17 protein-coding genes and 1 pseudogene are annotated in these 15581 nt (G+C 59.8%); 16 read left to right on the forward strand and 2 right to left on the reverse strand.

Translation table 11 applies throughout. The annotated features are described in order from the left end of the window. Positions 1-316 precede the first annotated feature (316 nt). Entirely contained in the window at positions 317-640 is a 324-nt protein-coding gene (locus C5L12_RS26120; protein ID WP_105374958.1) for a DUF736 domain-containing protein, read from the forward strand. Between the two features lie 57 nt (positions 641-697). Further along, the gene (locus C5L12_RS26125) at positions 698-1030 is read left to right on the forward strand and encodes a hypothetical protein (protein ID WP_105374959.1); all 333 of its coding nucleotides are present in this window, start codon (positions 698-700) and stop codon (positions 1028-1030) included. A 63-nt stretch (positions 1031-1093) separates the two neighbouring features. On the opposite strand, the gene C5L12_RS26130 is transcribed toward C5L12_RS26125, so the two are convergent. Beyond that, positions 1094-1372, reverse strand: coding sequence for an HU family DNA-binding protein (locus tag C5L12_RS26130; protein ID WP_105374960.1), 279 nt, complete (start codon positions 1370-1372; stop codon positions 1094-1096). A gap of 400 nt (positions 1373-1772) precedes the next feature. On the opposite strand from C5L12_RS26130, the gene C5L12_RS28495 reads away from it, so the two are divergent. Continuing rightward, positions 1773-1937 carry a hypothetical protein gene (locus tag C5L12_RS28495; RefSeq protein ID WP_170109138.1) on the forward strand — a complete coding sequence of 55 codons (165 nt, stop codon included), beginning with the start codon at positions 1773-1775 and terminating at the stop codon, positions 1935-1937. A 93-nt stretch (positions 1938-2030) separates the two neighbouring features. On the opposite strand, the gene C5L12_RS26140 is transcribed toward C5L12_RS28495, so the two are convergent. Continuing rightward, on the reverse strand, positions 2031-2300 hold the full coding sequence (locus C5L12_RS26140) for a WGR domain-containing protein (RefSeq protein WP_105374961.1): 270 nt from the start codon (positions 2298-2300) through the stop codon (positions 2031-2033). Positions 2301-2803: 503 nt separating this feature from the next. On the opposite strand from C5L12_RS26140, the gene C5L12_RS26145 reads away from it, so the two are divergent. From C5L12_RS26145 to C5L12_RS26215, 13 genes and pseudogenes are all read left to right on the forward strand, one after another. Further along, positions 2804-3289 carry a hypothetical protein gene (locus C5L12_RS26145; protein ID WP_105374962.1) on the forward strand — a complete coding sequence of 162 codons (486 nt, stop codon included), beginning with the start codon at positions 2804-2806 and terminating at the stop codon, positions 3287-3289. Positions 3290-5079: 1790 nt separating this feature from the next. Further along, positions 5080-5457, forward strand: coding sequence for a hypothetical protein (locus C5L12_RS28875; RefSeq protein ID WP_245423037.1), 378 nt, complete (start codon positions 5080-5082; stop codon positions 5455-5457). Between the two features lie 11 nt (positions 5458-5468). Continuing rightward, complete coding sequence (locus C5L12_RS26160) at positions 5469-5924, forward strand: hypothetical protein (protein ID WP_105374964.1); 456 nt, start codon at positions 5469-5471, stop codon at positions 5922-5924. 314 nt (positions 5925-6238) lie between these two features. Beyond that, positions 6239-7207: a lytic transglycosylase domain-containing protein gene (locus C5L12_RS26165; protein ID WP_245423038.1), complete on the forward strand. Its 969-nt coding sequence runs from the start codon at positions 6239-6241 to the stop codon at positions 7205-7207. Beyond that, on the forward strand, positions 7204-7575 hold the full coding sequence (locus C5L12_RS26170; RefSeq protein ID WP_105374966.1) for a TrbC/VirB2 family protein: 372 nt from the start codon (positions 7204-7206) through the stop codon (positions 7573-7575). Before C5L12_RS26165 ends, C5L12_RS26170 begins: the two co-directional genes overlap by 4 nt. 2 nt (positions 7576-7577) lie before the next feature. Further along, positions 7578-7904 carry a VirB3 family type IV secretion system protein gene (locus C5L12_RS26175; RefSeq protein WP_105374967.1) on the forward strand — a complete coding sequence of 109 codons (327 nt, stop codon included), beginning with the start codon at positions 7578-7580 and terminating at the stop codon, positions 7902-7904. Between the two features lie 3 nt (positions 7905-7907). Continuing rightward, entirely contained in the window at positions 7908-10427 is a 2520-nt protein-coding gene (locus C5L12_RS26180) for a VirB4 family type IV secretion/conjugal transfer ATPase (protein WP_105374968.1), read from the forward strand. After that, positions 10405-11577, forward strand: coding sequence for a lytic transglycosylase domain-containing protein (locus tag C5L12_RS26185; protein ID WP_105374969.1), 1173 nt, complete (start codon positions 10405-10407; stop codon positions 11575-11577). Before C5L12_RS26180 ends, C5L12_RS26185 begins: the two co-directional genes overlap by 23 nt. Before the next feature lie 20 nt (positions 11578-11597). After that, the gene (locus tag C5L12_RS26190) at positions 11598-12389 is read left to right on the forward strand and encodes a conjugal transfer protein (protein WP_105374970.1); all 792 of its coding nucleotides are present in this window, start codon (positions 11598-11600) and stop codon (positions 12387-12389) included. 214 nt (positions 12390-12603) lie between these two features. Continuing rightward, entirely contained in the window at positions 12604-13677 is a 1074-nt protein-coding gene (locus C5L12_RS26200; RefSeq protein WP_105374972.1) for a TrbL/VirB6 family protein, read from the forward strand. Between the two features lie 55 nt (positions 13678-13732). Beyond that, a complete protein-coding gene (locus C5L12_RS26205; protein ID WP_105374973.1) occupies positions 13733-14467 on the forward strand; it encodes a VirB8 family type IV secretion system protein in 735 nt (244 codons plus the stop codon). Then, positions 14464-15297 (forward strand): TrbG/VirB9 family P-type conjugative transfer protein, encoded by an 834-nt coding sequence (locus tag C5L12_RS26210; protein ID WP_105374974.1) that lies wholly within the window; start codon positions 14464-14466, stop codon positions 15295-15297. Before C5L12_RS26205 ends, C5L12_RS26210 begins: the two co-directional genes overlap by 4 nt. Before the next feature lie 10 nt (positions 15298-15307). Continuing rightward, positions 15308-15581 (forward strand): annotated as a pseudogene (locus tag C5L12_RS26215) (type IV secretion system protein VirB10); the annotation flags it as partial.

The following is a 15581-nucleotide window of genomic DNA, read 5'->3' on the forward strand; positions in this document are numbered from 1 at the left end:
GAAGGCATGTCGTCGACGATATCCCGGTTGTCCTGATGGGAAGCTAGCGAGCCCGGCAGGCCTGGGTTGCGCTCTTAAAGGAGAATGGGAAGCCGGGAGCCGAACGCCACTCTGTGACCGAAGCCGGGAAACAGACCGGCGTTAGGGTCACGAATTGGAGAATGGTTCAGAACCGCAGGCGGGCAAAAACCCGTTCTGCGAACCGAGAAGCTTTAACTGATCGGGCCCAAACGCCGGTCAAAACATAACCGAACCCAAGGAAAAGCCGCGAAAATAAGCGTTCTTGCCCTTGTGTTCTTTCATTGGAGACAATCCCATGGCTACCACGATCGCAACCCTTACCGAAAAGACCGACGGCACTCTCGAAGGCGTCTTCGCCACCATCCGCGTCAACGCCCCGATCGCCATCGTCCCCAACGCCAACAAGGCGAGCAAGGAAGCCCCCGACTTTCGTGTCATTCACCGCAAGACCGGCTTTGAGATCGGCGCCTGCTGGAACCGCATCTCCCGCCAGACCGGCGAGGAATATCTCTCTGTGACGCTCGAGGCACCCGAGATCGGCGTGATCTTCGGCAACGTCGCCCCGGCACCCGGCGGCGAACCCGGCAAGAAGGTCATCCTCTGGAACAGCCCAGCCTGAACCGGATTGCCGGCCCCGAAATCGGGGCCGGCATCCCCCCATTCCAAGGAGTTGGCCATGAGCCGCTACACGATTGCTGTCACCCGAACCGCATCCCGCCATTCAGGCCCGGATGCCATCATCGGCTACGACCGCCCGCTTCAGACGTTCTTCCTCCAGGCAGTTCCGGATGCCGAAGGCGAGGATCTTGAACTCTGGCTGGGCACGGACCTCCGGGAGTTCGAAACACTGTCGCAACGATGGACCGCAGCAATCGTGCGCGGTTTCGATTTCATACCCATGGCATCCGGCATTCTTCACAAGCTGCTGGACGACCATGCCCGCGAAGCCCATCACGCGGTCAGCGACTCGATCATCCAAGATGTTCTTGAGCGGACATCCACTCGCTGACGCAAACCAAAAACGAAATAGCCCGGCACGGCGCCGGGCTATTTTTTTGCCTGGCCAGCAAGATTACTTGTTCAGTGCGTCTTTCAGCGCCTTTGCCGGCGTGAACGCCAGCTTCTTGGCCGCGGCAACCTTGATCGTCGCACCCGTACCCGGGTTGCGTGCCTCACGCTCCGGTGTCGCCTTCACCTTGAACTTGCCGAAGCCGGGCAGCGATGTCTCGTTGCCGGCAACCGCAGCTTCGGTAATCGAGGCGATCACCGCCTCGACGATGGATTTTCCCTGAACCTTGGTGAGGCCATGCTCGGTCGCGATCTTGTCGGCGATTTCGTTGGTCGTGGTCATTTTCGTCTCCGCATCGATTCAGATGCAGAATCCTTGTCATTTCCGACCCGAGCTGTCATCGACGCGACGCGGTAAATGGCACGGAAAGCCCCGAATCTCCACAGTTATTCGCGTGGTCAGATATGAGATAACCCGAAGACGGGCATCGAGCCCGCCTTCGGGTTCGGGTGCGATACGGAGAGGTAATGTCTGCTCAGTCCGTCCGAGGGTGCCATGGGGGCATGACGGCCTCAAGGACGAGCGGTGCCCCCAATTTTGCCTCCGCTCCGGTTCCCTGCGCTCCAACAAAATCGGCACCCCCACTCGCCGCCGCTGGCGGTCGCGTACCGCGATCCCTGACCCCGCCACGCCCCCATGTCCGCGCGCGTCGTCTTTCACAAACGTCAAGGAGACGACGACGATGCTTCTGGAACAACACATTGAAGAGCTGTTCCGCGAAATGAATGCAACGTACGACCGGGTCGAGCGCCGCGAGATCGAGGCCGAGCTGGAACTCGCCTGCGCCGAGCTCGAGGTGATCATGGCCGAACAGGAGGGTGTAATCGACGCCGAGCCGCCCTTCTGAGGCGGCTTCCACCACGTCGCTTGGCCTGTCGCGCCGGATCGACCGGCGCGACAGGCCCGAAGCTTCGCTTCGTCGCCATCCTTCCGCCGTCGCTTAGGAAATCGCCTCTCGCGAGAAATTCGCTCTCGGGCCGTAGCCGCGCCTCCGCTTCTGACACAGGAGTTGGAGGAAGAGCCCGACCGCTTCCTCCTCCCTCTTAAAATGATGGATTAGTCTTTGGCCCCTGGCACCAATGCGGCCCCATCGGCGGATGAGGCAAGCTTCGCCGAACAGGTCGGGCTCGATCGACATGGCATAGTAGCGGGCCATGTTCTTGCTGGCGTCCGTGCGTTCGACATAGAGCTGGTAGGGCTGCGCGATCATGAAATACAGAATCGGACAGGCGTGACTTTGCGTCCAACGACATATTTGAATCGGTCGCTGTCGACTGATTCACGGCGATGATGGGTTTGTTGCGTAGTACGGGCGAGCTGCCTGCGGCGGACGGTGCTATTCGCTGTCGCTCACCGAACCCCTGGCGGGTTTTCGTCCCATTCGGGTCACGCCCCTCTCGCTGATATCGCCCCGTCGGCGCGACGTTTCCGCGACCACGGGCCGAGGATAAAGTGCATGGCCGGCTGAACGCCGGATACGGACACGGCGCCATGGGCGCCGTGTCTATCTCTCTCTGACGTCCCATTGTGCACCCGCCACTCCGGCGTCAAGGACAGCGCGGCCCCTCCAATTTTCCGTCGTCGTCCCTTCAGGCCATCGCCAGAAAATCGGCTCCTCCGCTTGCCGCCGCTGGCGGTCGCGCACCGCGATCCCCGACCCCTCGCGGCTACGGTGCGGCCTCCTTTCGTCAGAGACAGAAAGGAGACACTGATATGTCCGATGACTGGTACTACGTCCATCAACTCGCCGTGCTTGCTGGCTTCAGGCTTATCGTCCTCTCAAATCGCATCGGTTGCGCGGACGACTTCTTGTTGGAACTGCATGACAGGCTCGCCGAGGGGCTGGCATGCGCAATTGCGCGGCTGCGGTCCATCATGGCGCTGGAGCGCCAGCTCGCCAGCGAGACGGACCAGGAAGGTTTCACCGCCTTCCAGCTTCAGGGCGAAGAGGAATGCTTCGTTCGCTTCCGGATTACGCTGCTTGACGACCTCGAAATCGACTTCGCCACGTATGAGTACCGTATCAACAACGGCGAATGGCATTATGCGCTTTCTGCAGACTGCGACGGCGTCTCGATCAGCTATCCGAGCCTTGTCGACCTCACCGATGCCGAATTGGGCACACTTGCACCGATCCTCCGCGCCATCCGCGCCGAGACAATCATCGGCATCAGCATCGCACGCGTCGTCTACGATTAACATGCCCGCGAGAGACGGCTTCGCCCGTCTCTCGCCATCTCCATTTCCTTGATCGGTTGCCGGCATCGAGCCGGCGCGCGATCTTGAGGGGAGAGACTTACCGCCTCTCCCCTCAAACACCCCTCTCCCTGCGGAGCGGGTCGCGACCCGCCCGGCCTCTCGGGCCGGTAGAAGGACGCTGCCGCGACTTCCCCAAACAAGACGGAGAGGAGTATTACCTTGTGCTGCGCCCTCCTGCTTCGGGCATCCGCTACAGGTAATACTCCTCTCCTGCGGTGCGCTCGCCGTCTCATCGTTCGCATGTCATCGATGCCCGTTCCCTTCGGTCACGCACGTCCCGACAGCTCACGACGACGGCTCGCTTCAGCATCTCTCACCAACTGCCCTGTCCACCGTGCTGTTCCTCCGGCGCGGATCACAGGCTCCGGGCCCGTGATCGCTGTTGCTTAGTCTAACGACTCGCAACAGCATTGGCGCCTCGGGCACGGCGTCCAGGGCAGTTGGTGAGAGATGGCAGGATAGGCTAATGGTATACCATTAGCCGTTTCGCCCGAGGGGCGATCGCCTCAAAGGCGAGAGAGGGTTTCCGACCTTGCAATTCTCAAACGAAATAAGGCCATGAGCGAGAGGCATTGAGCTGGTAGGAGCGGGTTGGGGAGCCGGCTCTTTGGGGCAAGAGCCTCCGGCCGCCGTGAAATGCAGTAGCATCTTGGAGGTCAGACGCTTGCGCTAATCAGCGAATGGGCGGTCGCGCCGATAGGTGGTTCGCCGATTGGACCGGATTGCGAATGTGCAAACAGGCGAATCCGCGTAAACGTGAATAGGTGCGTCACCGGTTGGGCCTATCGGCACGTCGGCGAATGAGTGAAGCGGCGATTGGGCTATCCGGTGAAACGGCAGATCGGCGAAATAGCAACTCCGTGAAATGGGGCGGCACCGATCGGGCGAATGGGAGGCCAGCCGATTCAGTTAATCAGTGAATCGGTGATTGGGCCGATCGCGGAATCGGGGGTTGCGTGGGCGCCCGATTGGGCCACTCAGCGAACAGCTTATTCCGTGAATAGGCATTTGAGCGATCCGACGCATCGGCGAATGAGGGGTTCACCCATTTGGCGAAACGGTGAAAGCGCGTCCAGAAGATCTGCGTCTTCGGACAACACTCAATTGCAATCGCAATCGTGGTTGCTGCGGTTTTCGCAACAACCAAGACCGCGGCGATGCCTCTATCGCAACCGATCATCTACTCATGTACCACGGAGCTTAGACACAGGCTTTTCCCGCTTGAGCAAGCGACCTGCTGCTGATAAAATTATACCGGAGTATAAGTTAGTCATTTGATCTAGGCTGCGGGCCAGGCGGTGTTCCGTTTTTTTCGAGAATAGGGTTTGACACTGGTACACAATCGATCCCTCCTGACGAAAGAATGGTACAAGGTGCCATTCTCAGTGGACTGCCCAGGCTGTGGTGCACAGACGCGGTCCGCCGCTGTCGTGGTTGGCCCTTCGAGCCTGGTGGGGGACGCAGGCTCGACGTCGGGAAACGACATACTGACGAAGCCCAACAGACGGCTTGATGCGTTCGCATTCGTTGAGGCGCTGGGCGGTCAGACCGAACATGTCGAACGATCCGTCGTCAACCGCTTCCACAGCACCTTCGCCTTCCTGAGCGGCAGACTAACATCGATTTGCGAACACTGCGCAGAGAACCTTCCGCCCGCTGCAATTCGCTCCGCCGTGATGAACGGCTTTGTTAGGCTAGGTCAGAAGCGCCTTCTGGTGAACGAGCGCTTGATGCTTTTTGCCTCTGACGTGGTGCTGACGGAATTTCGTGGGGAGACTTCGATAGAGGAGAGCGCGATGCGCGATCCGGATTATGCCCTCCTGCTCGTCTGCGACACGGAAAGCGCAATCGGCGAAACCGGCATGATCGAGCTGTGGCACAGCATCGCGCGTGACGACTACGCGATCGTGATCAAAGGCCACGATGGCCGCGAGATGTTGCGGGACGCGTTCAACAGTGACCTTAAGGACGTCGTGAGGACCATTTCCGATCTCGGACTGGTGCTCACCCAGCTTCACATCGCTCAGGCATCGTCGCCCTATTGCGCTCTCGCCCGCGATCTTTTCCTCGAAGCCCTCGAACATTCCGGTTACCGGCAGGCAAGCTAGAAAGCGATACTATGCGTTTTTTCACGAAGCTCTTCGGATCTCTGGCCACGATGATGGTGCTGGCCGGATGTGGTCACCAGATTGAGCGGCCGCGACCACAGCCGCCAGCGCCGTTTGCTTATCTCAGCCTCACAGCTTGCAGAGCCTATCGCGACAACATCGTCGAATGCGAACTTGAATATGGCACTGACTTCGGACGCCAGCGTCTTGGTCCCGTCCAGCAGAGGAGCCTGACGATTGCCGGCAACGGCGAGCGCTACCAGATCCTGTCCTGCTATCCAGTGGCGAGGATAAAGAGGGAATTACCCAATTTCGTTTGCCGAATCTCTTCCGGGAGCTCGGGCGCTGAAGCGGCTTCGATACTGGTGAAGGGGGGAACCGCGGTCCGTCTTGCTCGCATTTTGGGAGACCGCGAACAGCTTCAGTATCGCTGGACCCCGGATAAATGGTCACGGCTAAACGACTGAATCCCTTGAGGAAGCTCTCGTCATCACGCATCGCGGCGTCGCATTAATTATACTCCAGTTAAACTTTAGGGTTGATTTCAACGGCTGAATACGGTTCAAAAACTTATACCGAAGTATAAGTTGGCATTGGTTCAGTCATGGATAGCTTTCCGCTTTCGCCAGTGAATAGACCCCACAAGATATCCTCGCGGAGCGCGCTGTGGATCGCCGGCACGTCGGCTTTTCTCCTCACCGGTTTCGCCTCCGGCCCAGACGACAGCAGCGGTTACATCGTCTCGGGAAACTCGACGCAGGCCGAGCATGCTGCCAACCGGATGGAGCTGAAGGTTGACGAGGTGGCGGCGGTGCCGCCAAATCCGGAGGCCTCCGCCGCTGCTTCGACGCTCGATATCCCAACGATCGATTCTGCCAGCTTCAACGATCGATTTAGCGGCCCGGTCACTGACGGGCTTCGAATTAGCGCTCGCGCGTCGGAGTTCATCGGAGGGTTTAGTGACATCGCGGGGCGATCATCAGGATCAGCGGCCGGGAGCACGAATGACCGTCGGGAACGCGCTGTACATTCGCTAGTCAGCGTCTACTCGTTTGAGCAGGCAACCGCCGTCCCCGAGCTTGCCGAGCCGGCAACCGCGCATCATGTCAATGTCAGCGAGCCACGAGCACAGACCCGACCGGATCTTTTATCTGGCGTCCCCACGGATTATGCCAGCCTTGCATTGAAGGTTGCCGGTGAGGAGGAGGTTGATCCGAACTGGGTGCTTTCTGTGATGCGGGCCGAAAATGCCGCATTCGATCCAGACCTGGTGAGCTCCGCCGGCGCCATCGGTTTGATGCAAGTCATGCCACGGATCGGCGAAGCCTTCGGTGCGACCGACCTGACCGATCCCCTCCAGAACATCCGCGCCGGCACGCGGTTCCTTCGTGTCCTGATCGCCAAGTACAAAAATCCTGTGCTGGTCGCCGCCGCCTATAATGCCGACGAGCCCAACGTGGACCTTCGCCATTCCCTACCATTGATCCGCGAGACCGCCGACTATGTCACGCGTGTCATCGGATACTACACCGGCACAGCGGCCGATCCGACCATCCCACGAGTCGGCTCGTCGTCGGAGTTCGTGCCCACTTCCAAGCGCCGAACCGGGCCTGCCGAGCGGGCCAAATCCCCCATGCTTGTTTTCTCAGCCGCTACACCGTCCCCACCAGATGTCCGTCCTCAGCGTGATGAGGCGCGGAAGGATATCGGCGGGCCGGTCAAAATCGTCAAGGAAGAGGTGTTTGAATGAATCCCATCGCGTTGGCAGTCCAGACAGCCGTTCTCTATGGCAGCGTTGCCTGGTCCTCAATGGCCCGAAGGAAATGGGTCGGTAATGCCGCGATCGTGCTTGCGGCGAGCCTGATCCTGCTCGTCAGCCAGTACGAGCCGGCGGCGGCGCAGAACCTCGACGCGCTGCAAAATGCCGCTGACCGGCTCGTGCAGTTCTTTACCGGCCCGTTCGGCCGATCCGTAGGAGCGATCGCTTTCATCGGCATGTTTCTCGCTGCAGCCTTCGGCTACTGGTCCTGGGGAGCACTGCTTCGGGTTGGGGGAAGCCTTGCCGGCATGTTTGCCGCAGCCGAGCTGGTCGATTTCCTCGCTGGTAGCGGATCTTGATCATGGCGGGATCGGGCAACACGGCCGACGGAGGCGATGAATATATCGAATCCCATCCGGTTATATTGGCTCTGACGCGGCCGCCAACGGTGATGGGAATTCCGTACACTTACTTCCTGGCGGAATGCTTTGTTTCGCTGATGGTCTTCATGATTCTGGGATCCATTCTCTGGTTCCCGGTCTCCTTCGTGGTCCTCCACAGCATTCTCTACGTGCTCACCGTCAAGCTCGATCTTTGGTTTTTCGAGATCGTCGGGCGCCTCAGCATGTGCGGTGTCAACCCTCTTGGCCGAAAGCTCGGTGGCGGCGTCAAAACCTACGGGGTGTAAGCTATGAACACGATGGCGAGATCGCTGAAAGGCAGTCTGTCGAAGGGTTGGGAGATCTTTGCGGACCGCAATGTCGCGACGCATGTTCCTTTCTACGTCCCGATCGAAAACGGTATCATCCGCCTGAAGAACGACTGCCTCGTCTCGACCTTGAAGCTCACCGGCTTTTCCTTCGAAACGGCTGATATCGAAACGATCAATATGCTGCAGCGGCAGCGCAACGCCGCCTTCCGTGCGATCTCCTCGATCGGCAGCTTCGCACTTTACACTCATGTAATCAGACGCAAGGTCGCGCCATCATTGCCGTCGGCCTTCGCCGATCCCTTTATGGAACGCCTCGATCACGTCTATCAGTCGAGCATCTCGAAGAACGAGATGTTCGTGAACGACACTTATGTCTCGCTGGTGGTGCGCCCGATGTTCAGGAAGGGATCCGCGCTCTCTCGCCTCATGGGCGCCGGCGGCACGATCGTGCGCAAGGAACAGTTCCGGGCTATGCGTGACAAGCTGGTCGAGGCAACTCGAGCGCTCGAGAAGTCGCTTTCCGTCTATGGGCCGAAGGTCCTTCGCGATGTGCAACGCGTACAAGCTGACCTCGGCGACAACAGAAAAGTCTTCCGCGATGTCTCTGAAGATATGGCCGTCGACGAAGCCGCGCGAAAAGTCTGGTTCTCCGAACAATGCGAGTTCTTCTACACACTGCTGAATGGCGGACGCGTCCGACCGATCCGGCTTGGAAACATCCCGATCGATGAGATGCTGCCGGCGCGCCGAACCTCGATCGGCAACCGCATCATCCACCTGCAGGGCGATATACCGGAGGATGACCGCTACGCGGCGATGGTCTCCTTGAAGGAGTATCCGCCGGAGACCGGCGCCGGCATGCTTGACTATATCCTCAAGCTGCCATTCGAGCTGGTGCTGACCCAGTCGATGTCCTTTGTCGACGATATGGCCGCGCGCAGCCGGATCGAACGGCTGGACCGGCAGATGTCGAAGGCCGACGAAGGCGGATCGAGCGTCCAGGCCAATCTTGATATTGCCCGCGACGAACTTGCCCGCAAACGGGTTGCGTTCACCGAGCATCATCTCACTGTGATGCCGGTCGCGAAAACCACCGCCCAGCTTGACGATGCAGTGGCCTTGATCGGCAACGAACTTGGCGCGCTCGGCGCCTCCTATGTCCGCGAAGACTTGAACGCGGAGCCTGCCTATTGGGCGCAACTGCCGGGCAACCAGGCTTATATCGCGCGGCGTGCGCTGATCTCCACGCTGAACTGCGCCGGCTTGAGCAGCTTTCACGCCTATCCCTACGGCAAACCTGACGGGAACCACTGGGGGCCGGCGATCACGATCTTCGAGACGACGTCAGGCACGCCCTTCTTCTTCAACTTCCACCAGGGCGACGTTGGGCACACGACCGTCTTCGGCCCGACCGGGTCCGGCAAGACCGTCATCATGGCCTTCCTGATCCTGCAAGCCTATCGCGTCAGCCCGCGACTGAAGACCATCGTCTTCGACAAGGATCGCGGCCTTGACATCATGGTACGTGCAGCGGGCGGAACCTACATGTCGCTTGAGCCCGGACAGCCGTCGGGTTGGAATCCGCTTCTGCTCGACGACACCGAGGAGAACCGCGTTTTCCTTTACGGGTTACTGAGCTTCATGCTGAAGCCATCGAAGGAAGGCGAAAGCCTAACCCCGCAGGAAGAATCAATCATCCGCAATGCGATCAAGTCGGTCCTCAAGACGAAGGACAGGTCGTATCGTCGTCTTTCGTCGCTGCGGGCACTGCTTGCCGGCAGCGAAAGGACCGAAGGCAGCTTGATCGCCCGTCTCGACAAATGGGTCGATAAGGGACCGTACGCCTGGCTTTTCGACAACGCCGATGACGATCTCGATATTTCGAGACTGATGATCGGCTTCGACATGACGTCGATCCTCGACGATCCGACAGTCCGCACCGCGGCCCTTCTTTACATGTTCCACCGGCTGGACGCGATCTACGACGGCAAGGCGCCGATCATCAACCTGATGGACGAAGCCTGGAAGCTGCTCGACGACGACGAGTTCAAGCGCACCATGAAGGACTATTTCAAGACCATCCGAAAACGAAATGGTCTTGTCATTTTTGGTACGCAATCGGCCGACGATGTAGTGCGCTCGAGCGTCAGCCGCACGATCATCGAACAGACGTCGACCAATATCTTCTTCGCCAATCCGAAAGCTGACGAAAGCTCGTACATGGAGCATTTCGGGCTGTCGCGAGCAGAATTCGACTGGGTCAAGAACGGCGATCCGAGCTCGCGTTTCATGCTGATCAAGCACGCAAAGAGCAGCGTGATCGCCCGGATCGACATGTCCCACATGCCGGAATTCATCAAGGTGCTGTCCGGCCGCGAGGAGACGGTGCGCGAGGTCGAGGTGCTGCTCGACGAATATGGCGAGGATCCGAAGAACTGGCTTTCGAAATTCTGCGACTGGAATGGGGTGACGGTCGATGAAGCACGCAAAGCACCTTGAGGGAGCCGCGGCCGGCGCTCTGGCCGTCGCTCTCATCTTTCCCGTCGGCACGAGCCATGCCCAGGTTCCGGTCATCGACCAGGCCCGCCAGAAGATCCAGCAAGCCACCGAGAACTGGTATCGGTCCTATAAGGACGATACCCGGAAGGTCAAAGGCGCCTCGGGCGGGACGACCGATAGTGTCGCGCCCGGTGAGGGCTCGGGCGCGCCGGCCGATTGCTCCGCCGACGGTATGGGAGGAGCAACCGCGCCCGCCGCACCCTCGTCTCGCACGCCAAGCCAGCAGGAAGTTGCGAGCATGGTTCAACAGGAGGCGATCCGACAGGGTGTCGATCCGAATTTCGCGATGGCAATCGCCGAGCAGGAATCGCGCTTCCGCCAGTCGGCGCGGTCGGCGGTTGGCGCGACCGGCGTCATGCAACTGATGCCGGGCACCGCCGCACAACTTGGCGTCAACCCCTATGACACGCAAGACAACATTCGCGGCGGCGTCAAATACATCAAGCAGCTCCAGGGGATGTTCGGTGACCGCTATGACCTGATCGCCGCCGGCTACAATGCCGGTCCCTATCGTCAGTCGCTGCAGAACGGTCAGATCCCCAACATCCCCGAGACGCAGGACTACGTCAAAAAGGTCTCCGCCTACTATGCGCGTAACAAGGCGCAGAACGGTAATAATCCTCCGGCAGAGACCACAGCCGAGCCGGAAACCGCGAGCTACGAAAACGGTTGCGGCGAGCAGCTGAAGAAGGCGGTCGATCGAAACACTCAAGTACAGATCGAACGCGGTTCGGTCTGGAACGAGCTGCTTGGAAAGTCGATCGCTGCCAACCAGCAGTATCTGCAGCGCCTTCAGTCTGGCCTGCAATCGTCGTCGGCAAGCGCTCGTGGCAGTGGTGGCGGTAATTCGAAAGACCATGACGGCTCACTTGTCATGGCCGAGATCCGGTGCCCGACCAACATCATCGATACAGGTGGCACGCGTTGCTTCGCTGTTCCGTCCAACGCCACCACGGAACAGATCCAGCAGTGGCTCTCCGACCTGCAGGATGAGGCACGGGCAAATGGCGCGGTTGCGACCTTCACGGCGTTGCAGGATCCGGCGCTCGGCCTGGTCACGGTCGTTGATTCCAGGCCGACGTCAAATTGAGAACGAGAGAGGTTAGGCAAATGAAGACAGCAGTGATCGCAGGGACGCTCGCCATTGTTTCCGTCCCTCACGCTTATGCGCAAGTGCCGGTCAAGGACTCGGAAAACATCTCGATCAGCGAGGACATCAAGCGCCTGTCGTCTGAGATCCAGCAGGACACCTCAGTCGTCAAGGACAACACCACGAAAACTCTGCAGGCGATCACCGGCGACCGGACGCAGGATGCGAGCCAATTCGCCAAGCTCGCAACCGGCAATGGCTTCACTATGGGACAGGCACCGGATTTCAGCACGGTGCTGTCGAGCAACGCGGCCGTGTTCGGAGGCATCGGCGGTCAGTTCCAGAATACCGCGGCCAAGCTCATCAATGGCCTCAACCTGGTGAAGATGGTGGTCGATACGGTCAAGGGCGGTGAGCTCTCGGGCGCCAATCAGGCGTATTCGCAAGGGGTCAACGCGCTGACTACGTTGACTGCGCTGACCGACGCGATGAACAGCGCCACCAAGGACCGGCAGAATTCCTTTATGCAGGCAACCCAGCAGATCGGAACGGCGAAGGACCTGAAGGGGGCGCTGGAGCAAAATACCCAGATGGTGCTGCAGGGCAATCAAACCGCCAACGAAGCCGTCGGCTCGCTCAACAACCAGGTTATGCTGCTGAACCAGCAATATAAAGCGGCCCTCGCGACCTCATCGCAGAACCTCAAGACATTCGCGCCCCTACCGGACAGCGTCATGCGTTACGGTGGTACGCAACCGCAAGGCACTTCCGTTCGGGATCAGCTGAAGGCATTCGAGGACCAGAACCAGTGAAGGCGGTTCTCGTGCTGATAGTCAGCCTCGCGGCCCTTGCCGGTTGCGCCGGGAAGTACGAACAGCTGGCGAAATGCTCGGCTGACGAAAATCCGGTCCCGGCTCTCGGCTTGGTATCCGAGCCCACGACCACCACCGCTGAGGATGCACTCGCGGACGCCCTCAAGGACGGTTGCGGCCCGATGCGACCGGTCAATAATTTTCAGGAAGAGACATGGATCCCGTCAGCTACGCGATAAACTTCTATGGCGATGCGCTTCGATACTTTGACAAGATCAACGAGGCGTCGCTGGAACGGGCCTGGGGGCTGTTTGCCGAAAACAGAAACCTCGTTTCCGGCATCCTGGCGATCTTCCTGATCCTTTATTTCCTCTGGGGCGCCCTCGGGCTATCCAGCGTTTCGCTTCAGGACATGGCGATCACCGCCTTCAAGATCACGCTTGCCTATACGCTCATCATGTCCTGGGCGCTCTTCTACGACAATATCGGCCAGTTCGTGCTATCGGCGCCGCAGGATCTAGGATCGGCCATATCCTCGGCGATGGGCGGTCAATCGGCCGGCGCAGACATAGCCCAACAAGTCGCCAGCATGGCTCGCAAGGTCTACGACTTCGCCATGCAGCTCTTCAATTCCTACGAGTCCGGCTGGCTGCCGAATGTAACAGGCGCCGTCGTCGTCTTCATCGTGCTGGTGTTCGGCCTGCTTCCTATGCTGCTGATCCTCACCGGTGTCACGCTCTTTGCCAAGATGATCACCGCCGTCATGCTGGCAATCGGTCCTATCGCCATCCTCTGCTACTTCTTTGGCATCACCCGCTTTGTCTTCGACGCCTGGGTGAGGGGCGTTGCCTACGGCATGTTCATGCTACTCTTCACCTACATCATGGCCGGTCTGTCCTTCGGCTTTCTGATCGGCATGATGGACACGATCAACGGCGATATGGCCACCAAGGAGAACGCGCTGGCGATCGTGCTCGCCATGGTGCTCTACCTCGCGCTGATCTCCTATTTCATCTTCCAGGTGCCGGATTTCGCGCGAACATTCGCCTATGGGGCGGCCTTCTCTGGCGTCCCGGGCGGAGGTGGTGTCGACACCGCCTACAGCACCGCCCGCAGGCGCCTTTCCTCCAGCAATTCCCGCGCCGGCCAAGCTGCGGCCATAGTGCTCGGCACGCTTACCGGACCGCGGGGCGCCGTCATCGCTGCGGCGCTTGCGGGCCGCGGCAGTGTAGCGGGCGCCGGCGCTCTCGGCCGCATGCTCACCAATCGCCGCCGCAACAGCGAATGACGCCGTAGTAGCGAGAACAGCGATTTTTACTCATTGCGACTTCGAGGTTTGAGATTTGGCATTGTTCAAAAGGCAATTGAAGCCGGCGCCGGCCGATCGTGTCCCCGGCCCGCAAGACATCTACGATCAACACCTCTCATGGGGGGAGAAGAACCGCTCGCTGCGGACCCTGATCGGTCTCATCCTGCTGGTCTTTGCGGTGGCGGGCTGGATCGTGGCCGGCGTGCTGTCTTTCTCCGTCGCGCAGCTCTTCCCGCTCGTCCGAACGGAGGTCGTGCCGCTCATCGTCGACAAGAACACCGGCTACATGGAAACCGTGACGACGCTCGGCAAGGACCGGGCAAACGTTTCCGAAATCCAAGCCGTTCGTGCCTCCTTCGTCGGCAACTACGTCATCCGACGCGAGACCTACGATCCGCGCTACCTCTCGGAAAACTTCGATATGATCGCCCTTTGGTCGGACCCGGATTCGCCGGCTTTTAAAGACTACTCGGAATGGATGAACCCTTCCAATCCGAGAGGTCCGGTCAAGACCATGGGAACATCGGGCGAGATCCGGCCGGAAATTCTGTCCGTCAATCCGCTCAACGCAACGACCATGGCAGTGCGCTTCGAGACCAGGGAGCGCCGGCGCGGCGGCGACGTCGTCAATCGCTGGTCGGCGACGGTCCGCTACCGCCAGATCAATCTGCCAGCTAGCAACAGGGTCCGGCTTTATAATCCCCTTGGTTTCGTCGTGACCGAATATGTCAAGGTTCCCGAGACCATGCCGTCGGGGCTCGTCCCATGAGGCGAGCGAGCGTCGGAATAACGCTGTCACTGCTGCTGATGGCCTCTTCGGTTCATGCGGAATTGACTGCCCGGCCTGGCCGGCTCGATCCGCGGGTTCGGACCTTGCCCTATTCGGCCGAACAGGTCTTCGTCGTCACCGGGACTTACGGAATGGTGACGACCATCCTCTTCGGTGCGGACGAAGAGGTTACCCAGGTGGTCGCGGGTGACACGGTTTCCTGGCAGATCCTGACATCGGCCGACCGCCGCTCACTCACCCTAAAGCCGATGGAAAAAGACGCGCCGACAAACCTCTCCGTGGTGACGACGAAACGAACCTACTCGTTCGACCTTGAGGTCAACGATAGCAGGTCGATCCAGAACCAGACCTTCAAGCTGCGGTTCATTTATCCAGAAGATGCCGGGTTGAAGGGAACGGCCGAATTGTGGAAGCAGGCGCAGGATGCAGAACGCAATCCCAACATCAAGAACATCCGCCGCGACAAGGTCAATTACGACTATGGCTTCAAGGGCAGCGATGCCGCCAAGCCCCTGTGGGTGTTCGATGACGGCCTGAAGACCTTCATGAAGTTCACCGGCGACGTGCCAGCGATCTTCATTGTCGATGCCAAACGGCGAGAGAGCCTCGTCAATTACCGCCGGGAGGCCGACTACATCGTCATCGACACAGTCTCGCGGCAGTGGACGCTTCGTTTTGGCACCGAGAACGAGACCTGCCTGTTCAATCTGAGGACCACTCCCGCCGATGTGCCGGCGCCGATCGAGGGCGCCGTGGCGCCGAAGCGTCTCGGTTCGGCTGGTGCCAACTCGTCATCAAAATCGCGATAGGGAGGCCCCGATGTCTGAACCGAACTATCACTCGATCGAAACCGATACCGCGATTGGCGGTCAGGTGAGGCGCTCCGGGGTTGGGGTGATGCGACCAATCGCCGTGGCGGCGGCAATCGCCGGCGTTGGTGTCGTCCTCTATTTCCTTCTTTCCGGCGGCGAGCGGGAACCGACGGTCGACAATACGCCGCATGAAGAGTTCCGCCCGGTGCAAGTGCCTAGAAACGAAGGCTTCAATCCGCCCGCCCCGCCGCCCTTGCCGACGGTGCAGGTGCCGGAGGCAC

Source organism: Neorhizobium huautlense, from assembly GCF_002968575.1.
Classification (GTDB): Bacteria; Pseudomonadota; Alphaproteobacteria; order Rhizobiales; family Rhizobiaceae; genus Neorhizobium; species Neorhizobium huautlense.

What these genes read in the sequence shown, in the direction of transcription:
- C5L12_RS26120 (WP_105374958.1), top strand. Translation starts at nt 317, where the DNA reads ATGGCTACCACGATCGCAACCCTTACCGAAAAGACCGACGGCACTCTC.
- C5L12_RS26125 (WP_105374959.1), top strand. Translation starts at nt 698, where the DNA reads ATGAGCCGCTACACGATTGCTGTCACCCGAACCGCATCCCGCCATTCA.
- C5L12_RS26130 (WP_105374960.1), bottom strand. Translation starts at nt 1,372, where the DNA reads ATGACCACGACCAACGAAATCGCCGACAAGATCGCGACCGAGCATGGC.
- C5L12_RS28495 (WP_170109138.1), top strand. Translation starts at nt 1,773, where the DNA reads ATGCTTCTGGAACAACACATTGAAGAGCTGTTCCGCGAAATGAATGCA.
- C5L12_RS26140 (WP_105374961.1), bottom strand. Translation starts at nt 2,300, where the DNA reads ATGATCGCGCAGCCCTACCAGCTCTATGTCGAACGCACGGACGCCAGC.
- C5L12_RS26145 (WP_105374962.1), top strand. Translation starts at nt 2,804, where the DNA reads ATGTCCGATGACTGGTACTACGTCCATCAACTCGCCGTGCTTGCTGGC.
- C5L12_RS28875 (WP_245423037.1), top strand. Translation starts at nt 5,080, where the DNA reads ATGCTTTTTGCCTCTGACGTGGTGCTGACGGAATTTCGTGGGGAGACT.
- C5L12_RS26160 (WP_105374964.1), top strand. Translation starts at nt 5,469, where the DNA reads ATGCGTTTTTTCACGAAGCTCTTCGGATCTCTGGCCACGATGATGGTG.
- C5L12_RS26165 (WP_245423038.1), top strand. Translation starts at nt 6,239, where the DNA reads ATGGAGCTGAAGGTTGACGAGGTGGCGGCGGTGCCGCCAAATCCGGAG.
- C5L12_RS26170 (WP_105374966.1), top strand. Translation starts at nt 7,204, where the DNA reads ATGAATCCCATCGCGTTGGCAGTCCAGACAGCCGTTCTCTATGGCAGC.
- C5L12_RS26175 (WP_105374967.1), top strand. Translation starts at nt 7,578, where the DNA reads ATGGCGGGATCGGGCAACACGGCCGACGGAGGCGATGAATATATCGAA.
- C5L12_RS26180 (WP_105374968.1), top strand. Translation starts at nt 7,908, where the DNA reads ATGAACACGATGGCGAGATCGCTGAAAGGCAGTCTGTCGAAGGGTTGG.
- C5L12_RS26185 (WP_105374969.1), top strand. Translation starts at nt 10,405, where the DNA reads ATGAAGCACGCAAAGCACCTTGAGGGAGCCGCGGCCGGCGCTCTGGCC.
- C5L12_RS26190 (WP_105374970.1), top strand. Translation starts at nt 11,598, where the DNA reads ATGAAGACAGCAGTGATCGCAGGGACGCTCGCCATTGTTTCCGTCCCT.
- C5L12_RS26200 (WP_105374972.1), top strand. Translation starts at nt 12,604, where the DNA reads ATGGATCCCGTCAGCTACGCGATAAACTTCTATGGCGATGCGCTTCGA.
- C5L12_RS26210 (WP_105374974.1), top strand. Translation starts at nt 14,464, where the DNA reads ATGAGGCGAGCGAGCGTCGGAATAACGCTGTCACTGCTGCTGATGGCC.